General features: G+C 38.6%; 13 protein-coding genes. 7 read left to right on the top strand and 6 right to left on the bottom strand.

Going from position 1 to position 12143, the window contains the following annotated elements; translation table 11 throughout:
- Positions 1-41 precede the first annotated feature (41 nt).
- From C7437_RS14370 to C7437_RS14350, 5 genes are read left to right on the top strand one after another with little or no spacing between them, the layout of a single operon-like run.
- Positions 42-479 (top strand): hypothetical protein, encoded by a 438-nt coding sequence (locus C7437_RS14370; protein WP_111440578.1) that lies wholly within the window; start codon positions 42-44, stop codon positions 477-479.
- On the top strand, positions 476-1177 hold the full coding sequence (liaF, locus tag C7437_RS14365) for a cell wall-active antibiotics response protein LiaF (protein ID WP_111440576.1): 702 nt from the start codon (positions 476-478) through the stop codon (positions 1175-1177). Before C7437_RS14370 ends, liaF begins: the two co-directional genes overlap by 4 nt.
- Entirely contained in the window at positions 1174-2253 is a 1080-nt protein-coding gene (locus tag C7437_RS14360) for a sensor histidine kinase (protein WP_111440574.1), read from the top strand. Before liaF ends, C7437_RS14360 begins: the two co-directional genes overlap by 4 nt.
- On the top strand, positions 2228-2869 hold the full coding sequence (locus C7437_RS14355; RefSeq protein ID WP_111440572.1) for a response regulator transcription factor: 642 nt from the start codon (positions 2228-2230) through the stop codon (positions 2867-2869). Before C7437_RS14360 ends, C7437_RS14355 begins: the two co-directional genes overlap by 26 nt.
- A gap of 60 nt (positions 2870-2929) precedes the next feature.
- Positions 2930-3190 (top strand): hypothetical protein, encoded by a 261-nt coding sequence (locus C7437_RS14350; RefSeq protein WP_111440570.1) that lies wholly within the window; start codon positions 2930-2932, stop codon positions 3188-3190.
- A gap of 160 nt (positions 3191-3350) precedes the next feature.
- On the opposite strand, the gene C7437_RS14345 is transcribed toward C7437_RS14350, so the two are convergent.
- From C7437_RS14345 to C7437_RS14335, 3 genes are all read right to left on the bottom strand, one after another.
- Positions 3351-3815, bottom strand: coding sequence for a DinB family protein (locus C7437_RS14345; RefSeq protein ID WP_111440568.1), 465 nt, complete (start codon positions 3813-3815; stop codon positions 3351-3353).
- 73 nt (positions 3816-3888) lie between these two features.
- The gene (locus tag C7437_RS14340) at positions 3889-6069 is read right to left on the bottom strand and encodes a sensor histidine kinase (protein WP_111440566.1); all 2181 of its coding nucleotides are present in this window, start codon (positions 6067-6069) and stop codon (positions 3889-3891) included.
- 141 nt (positions 6070-6210) lie between these two features.
- Positions 6211-6903: a response regulator transcription factor gene (locus C7437_RS14335; protein WP_111440564.1), complete on the bottom strand. Its 693-nt coding sequence runs from the start codon at positions 6901-6903 to the stop codon at positions 6211-6213.
- 180 nt (positions 6904-7083) lie between these two features.
- Here C7437_RS14335 and C7437_RS14330 point away from each other — a divergent pair, with 180 nt between their 5' ends.
- On the top strand, positions 7084-7956 hold the full coding sequence (locus C7437_RS14330; protein ID WP_111440562.1) for a BsuPI-related putative proteinase inhibitor: 873 nt from the start codon (positions 7084-7086) through the stop codon (positions 7954-7956).
- Positions 7957-8124: 168 nt separating this feature from the next.
- Here C7437_RS14330 and C7437_RS17085 read toward each other — a convergent pair whose 3' ends face one another.
- Genes C7437_RS17085 through aceA form a run of 3 tightly spaced genes read right to left on the bottom strand, consistent with a single transcriptional unit; the run spans position 8125 to position 11188 of the window.
- On the bottom strand, positions 8125-8247 hold the full coding sequence (locus tag C7437_RS17085; RefSeq protein WP_211310036.1) for a YhfH family protein: 123 nt from the start codon (positions 8245-8247) through the stop codon (positions 8125-8127).
- A 27-nt stretch (positions 8248-8274) separates the two neighbouring features.
- Positions 8275-9873 (bottom strand): malate synthase A, encoded by a 1599-nt coding sequence (gene aceB / locus C7437_RS14325; protein WP_111440560.1) that lies wholly within the window; start codon positions 9871-9873, stop codon positions 8275-8277.
- Between the two features lie 31 nt (positions 9874-9904).
- The gene (gene aceA / locus C7437_RS14320; RefSeq protein ID WP_111440558.1) at positions 9905-11188 is read right to left on the bottom strand and encodes an isocitrate lyase; all 1284 of its coding nucleotides are present in this window, start codon (positions 11186-11188) and stop codon (positions 9905-9907) included.
- A gap of 213 nt (positions 11189-11401) precedes the next feature.
- On the opposite strand from aceA, the gene C7437_RS14315 reads away from it, so the two are divergent.
- Complete coding sequence (locus C7437_RS14315; protein ID WP_111440556.1) at positions 11402-12046, top strand: LytTR family DNA-binding domain-containing protein; 645 nt, start codon at positions 11402-11404, stop codon at positions 12044-12046.
- Positions 12047-12143 lie beyond the last annotated feature (97 nt).

Here is a 12143-nt window from a genome sequence, read left to right as displayed (position 1 = left end):
ATAGCTACGTAAGAGAAGACACTTAGTCTTCTCTTACTTTTATGGATGAGGATGGATTTTGGCTTATTCGCAAGTTCGGGTGTGTTTTACGCAAGCTCGATTATGGTATTCGCAAGATTGAACCCGGTATTCGCAAGGTCAATCCTGTTTCGCGCAAGATTGCTTGGATAATTCGCGGAGTTTGGGTTTCTCGCAAGTTCAGGTGTGTTTTACGCAAGATCAATGGTGGTATTCGCAAGATTGGACCCGGTATTCGCAAGGTCAATCCTGTTTCGCGCAAGATCACTTGGATAATTCGTGGATTTTGGGTTTCTCGCAAGTTCAGGTGTGTTTTACGCAAGCTCGATGATGGTATTCGCAAGATTGGACCCGGTATTCGCAAGGTCAATCCTGTTTCGCGCAAGATCCAACTCACTTGTCGCAGCTTTACGGCGTCTGCCGCTTTTCCTAGTGTGAAGAAGGAGGATTACTTAATATGAAAGAAAACCAGACAAACAAGTTGGCTTTTATTTTTCTTTGTTTTGCTGTGCTTATGTTCATCGAGGCGACCATTTTTGGAAATGGCAATATTGTATTAGTCCTTCTTGGCATTGGGATGATTTACTTTAGCTTACGTAAACAATCTCGTTTTTGGTTTTGGACGGGGTTTGTATTCCTCATAATCGCTATTTTTTCGATGTGGAGTCTGCGGTTATTGTTACTCACGATTATGTTATATGTCCTTTATAAGTTATGGAAAAATGAACCAATCACACAAGTTATTCGACCATTTAATACTACGTATGAAGAAAGCCCAAATAGTATTATTCAAAACAAGTTATTTTCCGCGCAAACGACTCCTTTTCACGCATATGAATGGCAGGATGTTCATGTGCAAAGTTTTTATGGTGATCACGTGATTGATGTGACGGAAACTGTTTTACCGAAGGGTACTTCATTGATTTCCATTCGTCAGTCTCTTGGGAAGGTAACAATCTATGTACCGTATGAGATTCCGGTTCGCCTTCATTATGCGACGATTATTGGGGAAGCGAATATTTTCGGACACGGTGCCCAGCGATTATGGAACCAGTCGGTTTTGTTGAAAGACAGTTATTTAGATGGTGTGACCTATGCTTCTGAGCTTGTAATTACCGTGTCCACTTGGATTGGGGATATCGAGGTGATTAGAAAGTGAAGATACTTCTAGGGCAAGGAATTTCGATTTTCATCATCTTATTGGCACTCGTAGCACTTCTGTTGTATGCACTTTGGGGCTTTCCAAACGAGGATGCTTGGTGGACTTTACTAGAAATGACGTATGCAGAAATTCCTTTTGGTGCGTGGATCATCATTGTTTTAGCATTTATAAGTTTTAGTTTTTCATTGAATACGCTTCAGAAAGTCAGGGACCAGGAAAAGAAGATAGAAAAAGGGTTAAGACCATTATTAGAAGCAGAGACATTTGTTCCTGTTAATAAAAAGCAGGCATATTCGAAACGACTGCATGTAACGACAAGTCAACTCGAGCAGCTCATTCTAACGCAGCGAAAAACATTGCAGCGCATCACCAATCAAAAAGCAGAAGATCAAGATAAATTAATACAAGAACGAATCGTGCAAGAACGTCAACGCCTGGCAAGAGAGCTGCATGACTCAGTTTCACAACAATTATTTGCCGCGTCCATGTTACTTTCCGCAATGGTTGAAATTGAAGAAGCTCAGCAAGGTGAAGCTCCGAAAACGCTACTCCAAACCGAGAAAATTGTTCAACAAGCGCAACTAGAAATGCGTGCCTTACTGCTCCATCTTCGTCCTGCAGCTCTTCATAACAAGACACTAAGAGAAGGCCTAGAGGAATTGCTTACAGAACTTCAAGAAAAAGTATTATTTACAATTCGTTATCGATTAGAAGATGTTCAGTTATCAAAAGGGGCGGAAGATCATTTATTCCGAATCGCACAAGAAACCTTATCCAATACACTGCGTCATGCAAAAGCAACGGAAGTCGATATTTTGTTTGTTGAACGGGACGATTTAGCTATCTTCCGTGTGCAAGATAATGGAGTCGGGTTTGAGATGACAGAAGGTAAAAACGGTTCTTACGGCCTTCAAAATGTGAAGGAACGAGCAGTCGAAATTGGAGCTACTTGTAAAGTTGTTTCTGTCCCTTCTCAAGGAACTATTGTTGAAGTGAAACTACCGATAGAGAAAAACGCAGAGTTGATAAAGGAAGGTGAGCCAGAAAATGATACGAATATTATTAGCGGATGATCATGAGATGGTACGCATTGGTGTGTCTGCATATTTACAAGCACAGCCTGACATGAATGTGGTAGCTGAGGCAACAAATGGGCAAGAAGCGGTAGACCTAGCACTCGAACATAAGCCAGATATTATTTTAATGGATATGGTCATGCCGATTATGAACGGAGCCGAGGCTACTCACGAAATCATCCAAAAATGGCCTGAAGCAAAAGTGATGATTGTGACAAGTTTTATAGACGACGACAAGGTGTATCCTGCTCTCGAAGCTGGAGCTATTAGTTATTTATTGAAAACGTCGAAAGCCTCACATATCGCTGATTCCATTCGAAAAACATTGACTGGCAGTGCTGTTTTGGAACCTGAAGTTACGAATAAAATGATGAAACGCATGCGTCAAGGGGCTTCACGTGATTTACACGAAGACTTAACAGAACGGGAACGAGAAGTATTACTCCTCATGGCAGAGGGTAAAACCAATCAAGACATCGCAGATACCCTGTTTATTGCACTAAAAACAGCAAAAACACATGTCAGCAATATCCTTTCAAAACTCGAAGTGAGTGATCGAACGCAAGCAGTCATCTACGCATTTGAACATGACCTAGTTCCATCCAAAAAATAACCTATAGAAGCTTTCCAACATATGCTACTAAAAAAGATGGAGCAAAGGATGTTTGTATAGATGATACCTGAAGATCCAAAAAACGATCTACCACCTCACTTTGGCGAGACCATTGAGTTTCTTGGCTCTGTCATTCTTACAATTGGATACATTGTTTCCACGATTGGCGAGGGCATCGTACTGTCGGAATTAACTCAGGCAAAAGAAGATGAGAAAAAGTCAAGTATAAAACAAGATGAGCAACTTTCCGACATACAGAGTAAATTGGATTATTTGGTAAGTGAAATGGAAGTATTGAAGAAAAGGGGATCATTCTTTTGAATGGGCTATCCTCTTTTTTTGTGTTTTGTTGTGTTCATGGCTGGTTTTGTGCCGTTCATTAGTAGGATTGTCGTCTTCACGAGTTGTTTTGTCTCGTTAAGCCATATTTCCCCAAACAAAAAGGACAATCCTAGGATTGTCCTTTTTGCATGATACATTTTTACTCTGCTGTTATGCGATTCATTGCATCAATGACTCCTGTATGAATACCTTCGTGCCAAGTAATGAACTGTGCAAGAGCTTCTACAGTATCCATTTGGTGAACCCCACCAATGATCATTGGCTCGGGTACCGAATTTTGTAAATTGTTTTCTAGTACCGCTGTAATTCGTACAGGTTGTTCCTCTAATGCTTGGATTAACTCTTCCAATGTTGGAGGCTCAACTTCCCAGTTATCTGGGCTAGTCCCACTAAGGAATAGTGGGAACCATTGTGGATTCACAATCTCATATGTAGGAACTGCTCTTTTTGTCAGTCCTTCCATTGATGCGTATACATGACCAATATTCCAACGAAGCGTATTACTAAATCCGGCTGGTTTTACATCCAAAGTTGCTTCTGTACTTTTTTTAATCTTTCCTAGTAAAGAAATACGTGCAAAATTTAATTGTTTTAATGTTTCCATTATGCTCAACTCCCTTTGCTATATAGTATAACAAAGAAAACGAGAAATCCCACTTCAGGATTCCTCGCTCACTTTAAATTGCCGCTATTTTCACAATGACTTTAAACAAATCTCCGTCTACTTCCATTCGTAGGCTGCCTCCGTGTAAATCCACAATAGATTGCGCTATCGCAAGACCTAGACCTGAACCATCTGTATGGCGAGATGTGTCAGCTCGTTTGAACCTCTCCGTTAATTCATTGATATCATTGCCTAATTCATACTTAGCTATATTCTTGATGACGAATACCGCTTCCCCGTCAACTTGATCCAAGTTAATATACACTCGCGTATTTGGTAGTGCATATTTCAATGTATTAATGATTAAGTTGTCGAGCACTCTCCACCATTTTTGACCGTCTACATAGGACATGATCGGTTTTGTACCAATTGTTACGCGGTATTCTAATCCTGATTTATCGATATCTTCCTGATGCTCCGCGATTGCTTGTTGCAATAATTGAGTTAAATCCACTTTTCGCTTGTCTAGTTCAATATTGCCCGTAGCCATTTTAGATACTTCAAAAAGATCCTCTATTAATGTTTTCAAACGCATCGATTTTTTATCCAAAATTGCAATATAGGATGCCCGTTCTTCATCTGTAATATTTGGATTTTTCAACAAATCTGTATACGTAATAATGGATGTTAAAGGTGTTCGTAGATCGTGGCTGACATTGGTAATTAACTCTGTTTTAAGACGCTCGCTTTTTGCTTGTTCAGAATGAGACGATTTTATTCGATCGCGAAGCTGATTTAAACTAGCTGCATGTTCGGCAATTGGCGACTTTCCTTTTTCTTCGATTTTATTGCCAATAACGCCTTTAGCCATTTCCTCCGTTTTCACCATCACTCGGTTCAAGTACGCCATTCTCTTTAATAGAACAATGAGCACTGGAATACCTATCAATAAAGTCGCTGGAATCCAAACGATTATAACAGCCGGTTGCCAGAAAAACATCATCGTACCAAAACCCCAAAAGAACACAACAATTAGTAAAATTAACGTTTGAACGCCAATTGAACGCTTCAAGAAAAATCCTTCTAAAGATTTTAACCAGCCATACATTAGGCTCTGTTTCCAATCAGCACTACCAATACTAGTTCGTATCCATTTCCATTGATATAATGCCAACGCTGTAAAAAGGACGGCCACAATAATTGTAATGATATTGAGATCGTACCCTTTGTAATAAAAAATAAATCCAATTAATTCTTTCGTAGCCGAGATAGCTACAAATATACTAATGAAAAACAACGCGATTCTTACATCGATCGGAAATGTAAAATACTTTTCCTCGGCTTTATCATATCTAAATTTCTCACCATTCTTTCTCCACAACAAAACGAATGCGATGGCAGCTAATACACCGGCTAAAAGTGCTCCATAAAAGATCCGCTGATTTGTTATAAAGTAATTATATGAATAAGCTCTGTTTCCACTTAAAATACTAGCCTCTGGAATAGCAACAGTTCCTTCAAATTGGGCAAGTTGATTTCCCACTAGTTCTTGGACATTCCATAATTCCTCTACATTTTCATAAGTAGTTCTTTCTTTTAAATAACCATGGTTACTTGAGTATTCCTTACTAAATGAATTGTTTGACTCAATATCGCCATTTGTAAATCGCTCTCCTGTTTCAACATTTTTAAAGTCATAGTTAATGTTATCATTTTCAATCAAGAAATCATTTTTTACTCTTTCGATTGATTGATAATAGGCATCAACTTGTGCTTCTTTTTCTAGTCGAATCTTTTGTTCTATATAACTATCATCTGTGAAATTTTTCGTAATGTCTTCCATTTTTTTATCACGTTCTGTAATAAATGGTTCATTTGTTGTTTCTGTTGCAGTTGCAGTTTCTGTTGTTGTAGTTGCTTCTTCTGTTACTGTTGTGACTTCACCTGTTGGACTTGCGTACTGTTGTTGAATCGACTCTAATTGACTTTCTAAGCTTCCGTTCCGATTGCGATATTCCTCCATCTCATCGGCTGTCACCGTAATATTTTTCTTTACTTCTTCTTTATCCGGAGTAGCTAAAACTAATGGAACAATAGAAGACTCAAAGTCACTTAATTCATTTGTAAAACTTTCGCTATCAAAATAACTCGTTCCGATAAAATTATGTCCCTCTTCAATTAAAGTAAACAGTGAGAACATCGTAATTACCGCTAAAACACTTAGCAAAATATTTTTACTTACTGGATGTTTCATCCCGCTAACCCCCCTTTCATGATTCGAATGATTTGCATAAAACTTTTATTATTTTCAATAGAAGGTAAGATGTTGACTGCACAGTAGGTTAAACATAAAACGCCACATACAATAGCAAAAATGGACAAAAGTAAGTTTACTTTACTTGTCGATTTTGTACCCAACACCCCACACCACCTTTAAATATCTTGGATTTTTTGGATTTGTTTCGATTTTCTCTCGAATTTTACGGATATGTACCGCGACTATGTTTTCTGCATTGTAAGCTGGTTCATTCCAAACACGTTCGTAAATTTCATTGATTGAAAACACTCTACCTACATGGGTCATGAGTAGCTCTGTGATTTTAAACTCTATTGGTGTTAGCTTTACAACTTCTCCATCTACCGTAAGTTCTTTTGCTTCTTGGTTTATCCTAAGTCCGTCAATTTCAATCACAGCTTGTTGTGCATGATAAGTTCCAAGCTTCGTATACCGGCGTAACTGTGACTTCACACGTGCTATTAACTCCATTGGATGGAATGGCTTCGTCACATAGTCATCTGCTCCAACCGATAGCCCATGAATTTTATCCGAATCCTCAGCTTTCGCACTCAGCATAATGATAGGAATATTTTTTTGCTCCCTTATTTTAAATGTAGCTGCAATTCCGTCCATCTTTGGCATCATAATATCTAACAAAATCACGTGAACTTCATGTTCTTCTATTAACCGAAGCGCTTCTAATCCATCCGCTGCTTTCAAGACGTTATAGCCTTCATTTTTCAAATAGATCTCAATACCATCTCGAATATCTTGGTCATCATCTGTTACTAAAACAGTAAACTCTGTCATCTCTTCCCCCCTAGGCCCGCACAATGTGAGTCATGCATCGTTCTTATACTTCTAATTGTACCCTTCATTTCTTAACATTCCATCAGGTTAATTATGAAGAAATTCTTAAGAAAAAGGATTTTTGTTTGCATGTAACTTTCTTTGCGCTTAACTGTCTAATGATTTAAAGGAGTGATTAGAATGAAAAGACTAATATTGCGTATATGTTCGATTGTTATTATATTGATCCTAGCAAGCTGCGGTACCACTAATTCAAACACTACTAATGGTAGCGATCCACAATCGCAGGAAGTAAAAAGTATAACCACGAAATTAGAGCTAAAAGAGAATGGCAATGCCACGTTTACGATTAAAAATGAAACAGATGAAGCAACGACTTTAACGTATCCAAGCGGACAGGAAGTAGAATATCAGCTAATAGACAAGGATAAAAATAATGTATTCACTTATTCTGGTAATAAAGTATTTATCCTAATGCTTTCAGAGAAAGTACTACAACCAAATGAAGAAACGGTTATTCCAATCGAATTAAAAACGGAATTAACCTCTGTTCCCGCTGGTTCGTACACACTAGTCGCTTGGTCCACTGCCGAAGAATTAAGTGAACAAAAACAACAGATAGCTTATGAATGGGTTGGACATGAAACAAAAATAGAAAGTGAAGTGCCTTCTGACACCACTGAAAGATTGGTAGTCTATAAAGGAGATGCTAATGCAGAGTTTATTGAGCCATACGAGGTAACTTTTGATTTCTCAGAAGATTTATTTCATCAAATTTTCGAGGGAATTATGGTACTCGAGGTTGGGTTAATTGATTATCGTATTGAGAATAATAATACGGAACTAACCTTAAATATGAATGGATTAGATAATGTACAAGGAAGTGCTGGAGAAAATATATTTATTGGGACAATTGTTCATTCTTACTTTGAAAACTTTCCGGACTTAGAGAAGATATATTTTGAAGAGGAGGGTAAATCACCAGTTGAACTTGCACATATAGTTGTAACGGAGCCATTTACACGAAATCAGAACTATACAAATAAAAAATAGTTCTATATATTGCATCCCTGTGTCAAAAATATTAGCCGACTTGCGCTAGACACTTACCATGCAGGAATTTTATATACTTTCTTATCTCATGAAAAAAAGCTCTACCCCTCATAAGAAGGATAGAGCTTTTTATATGTGTGGTGGTTTCCATTGTCTTTACCGTCTGTGTTATTCTTCGTACATACCGATGCATCGTTCACATTCATATAGGGATGATTCTACTTGTTCAGAGATAACACATCCGCACTCACGACAATGTTTTTGGTTTCTATCTTGAGTAGTTGTAATCATGTAAATCACCTCCTATAATGAATTTTCTTAACTAATTTTTTCGTAACCAGGTAATGTCAGGAACTCGACAAATTCATCTTTACTTATTAATGAAAGGAATAGCTCAGCTGCTTCTGTGTAGCGACCGTTTGCGTAGCCTTCATTGCCAAATGTTGCTTTCAATTTACCTAGTTCTTCTGTAAGGACTTGTTCCGCTAGTTGAATGGTAATATTACGACCATCATCTAGTTTTCCTTCTGAATGACGAATCCATTGCCAAACTTGTGTACGGGAAATTTCTGCTGTTGCTGCATCTTCCATCAAGTTATTGATGGGTGCTGCTCCATTTCCACGTAACCATGATGCTATATATTGAACCCCTACGCTGCAATTTAATCGAAGTCCCTCTTCAGTAATTGTCCCCTTAGGTACTTCAACTAAATCTGCCGCTGTTACGTGAACATCTTCCCGTTTACGATGAATTTGGTTTGGTGTAGGCATATGTTCTTGGAATTGCTCCCAAGCGACAGGTACTAGACCTGGATGCGCTACCCATGTTCCATCGTGTCCATCCGTTGCCTCTCTGCGTTTATCTTCTCTCACTTTAGCGAAGGCTGCTTCGTTTGCTACTTCATCGCCTTTAATCGGAATTTGTGCAGCCATTCCACCAATTGCAGATGCATTTCTGCGGTGACATGTTTGGATGCATAAATGCGAATATGCTTTCATAAATGGTGATGTCATCGTTACTTGACCACGATCAGGTAAAATTACTTGTGACTGATTGCGAAGTCGTTTGATGTAACTGAAAATATAATCCCAACGTCCGCAGTTCAGTCCTGAAGAATGATCACGAAGTTCATATAAAATCTCATCCATTTCGAATGCAGCCATGATTGTTTCGATTAGAACTGTTGCTTTGATCGTTCCATTCGGAATACCTAATTGCTGCTGTGCGTAGATGAAAATATCATTCCAAAGTCTTGCTTCTAAATGACTTTCAATCTTTGGTAAGTAAAAGTAAGGACCGGTTCCGCGAGCAATTGCCTCTTTTGCATTATGGAAGAAATAAAGTCCGAAGTCGAAGAAGCTACCAGAGATTGGTTCCCCATCGATTTGTGCATGTTTTTCCATAAGGTGGAAACCTCGTGGTCGAACGATAAGCACTGCTGTTTCTTCCTTCAAACTATACACTTTACCTGTATCCGGTTGCGTAAACGAAATAGTTTTTCTTACAGCATCTTTCATATTGACTTGCCCTTCAATCATATTCTCCCATGTAGGAGAAGTGGCATCTTCAAAACAAGCCATAAACGTTTTAGCGCCAGAATTTAAAGCATTGATAACCATTTTGCGATTAACAGGACCTGTAATCTCTACTCTGCGATCTTGTAAGTCCTGAGGGAGTGGAGCAATTGTCCAATCCCCTTCTCGAATCTCCTTTGTTTCCGGTAAAAAGTCTAGCTTTCCGCCATTATCTAGCTTTTCTTGGCGTATTTGGCGCGCTGCTAGTAATTCTATTCTTCTATCATTAAAAAGGTGATGTAGGGAAGCCACGAAATCTAATGCTTCGGGCGTTAAAATTTCTGTACTTCCTTCTACTTCTTTACCTACGATATTAATTTTTTTTGTAGTAGTTTGGTCCATTTAACGTTCAGCCTCCCATTCACTTTTCTGATCAAGCAAATTGTGCAGTTTCTGTAGAACCTTTCATTGCTGTTGTAGAAGAAGTTCCTCCAGAAACAATTTGCGAAATATCATCAAAGTATCCAGTTCCAACTTCACGTTGATGTTTCGTAGCTGTATAACCTTTTGCTTCATTTGCAAACTCTGCTTGTTGAAGTTTAGAGTATGCAGCCATACCGTTTGATTTGTAATCATGCGCTAATTCGAACATGCTGTGGTTTAATGAATGGAATCCAGCAAGTGTTACGAATTGGAATTTGTAACCCATTTTCCCTAATTCCACTTGGTATTTTGCAATCGTTTCTTGGTCTAAGTTTGCCTCCCAGTTGAAAGATGGTGAACAGTTGTAAGCTAGCATTTTTCCAGGGAACTCAGCATGAATAGCGTCAGCAAATTTTTGTGCTTCTTCTAAACTTGGATGAGAAGTTTCACACCAGATAAGATCTGCGTATGGTGCATATGCTAAACCACGTGCAATTGCTTGATCGATACCTGGTTTTGTACGGAAGAATCCTTCAGGTGTTCTTTCACCAGTTAGGAATGCAGTATCACGTGGATCGATATCACTAGTTACCATGTCCGCTGCATCAGCATCAGTACGTGCGATTAGTACAGTTGGTACACCTAATACGTCTGCTGCTAAACGAGCAGATACTAGATTACGAATAGCATTTTGTGTTGGAAGAAGTACTTTCCCACCAAGATGGCCACATTTCTTTTCAGAAGCAAGTTGATCTTCTAAATGTACGCCTGCTGCTCCAGCTTCGATCATGCCTTTCATAAGTTCGAACACATTTAGTGGTCCACCAAATCCAGCTTCTGCATCTGCAATAATTGGTGCGAACCAATCAAATCCATCTTCTCTACCTTCTGTATGATCAATTTGATCAGCACGTTGAAGCGCTTGGTTAATACGTTTTACTACAGCTGGTACACTGTTTGCTGGGTATAAGCTTTGATCCGGGTACATTTGACCTGAAAGGTTTGCGTCTGCTGCAACCTGCCAACCGCTTAAATAGATTGCTTTAAGTCCAGCTTTCACTTGTTGTACTGCCTGGTTTCCAGTTAAAGCTCCAAGTGCGTTAACGAAATCTTCTTCGTGAAGAGATCCCCAAAGTCTTTCTGCTCCCTTGCGAGCTAGTGTATGTTCAATTAGGATAGACCCACGAAGTTTAACAACATCTTCTGCTGAATAAGTACGTTCAATTCCAGTCCATCTGCTTTCTTCTGTCCATTGTTTTTGTAGCTCTTCTACTTGTTGTTTTCTAGTTACCATTTCTCAACACGCCCCTTTTATTTTGTTATACTGAAGATAACTGTCTGAAAAATATGACTTCTAGACTGTTACATAACAGCTCTTCTTCTTGTGTATTACTATATAACAGTTGATTGTTTTTTGTATCGACTTTTGGATGAGTAACCTTTTATTGGTGATGGAATCAAAATAGGATGGATGAATACAGAATTTTGAGAATTTGGGGGGGATCAAATGGAAATATTAAAGCAATTTAGTAATTTACTAGAAGATTGGATTCCAAAAGAAGCATCAATCGCTGTTGCCATGGCGAATCAATATGTATACTATGTTGCAGGAAAATATGATTTGAAGATAAAAGAGGGCCAAAAAATACAGGCTGATAGTATTGCAGACCAAGTCATGCAAAAACGTTGTAGAACAGAAGCTCTTATGGATGATACACTCTTTCAAGTTCCTTACTATGGGGTTGGTTATCCAATTGAGATTAACGGAGAAGATGCGGCTATTGTAGTGATACTCCCACCCCAACATGCTATATCTGCTGCTCCCGTATTCAAATTTCTGACGGGGAAACAGGAAGAGGAATGGCGTCCAGTTCCGATAGAAAAAGTCTCTTATGTAGAAAGCCTTCAAAAAAAGACATGGTTTTACGCAAACAAAGAGCCTCATAAAACGAATATTACTTTAAAGGATTTACAGCTAAGACTTCCAGATAACTTTTTGCGTATTCATCGTTCTTATATTGTCAATATCGCTTTTATCGATCGAATAATCCGAGACTTTTCTTCTAATCTAATCGTTTTATTACACGATGGTACCGAACTTCCCGTTAGTCAATCATATGTAATGGACGTTCGAAATGTATTAGGGTTTTGACGGAACAAAAGCGCACTTTTTCTGTATGGACGTTTTCGGTTCGCTTTGGATGAAACTTATGGTACTAAAATAAACGATTAAAACAGTAGAGGGGCTA

The organism is Psychrobacillus insolitus (genome assembly GCF_003254155.1).
In the GTDB taxonomy this organism is placed as follows: Bacteria; Bacillota; Bacilli; order Bacillales_A; family Planococcaceae; genus Psychrobacillus; species Psychrobacillus insolitus.
The sequence above is the reverse complement of the archived record's forward strand: the minus strand, read 5'-3'. Positions and strand labels throughout refer to the sequence as shown.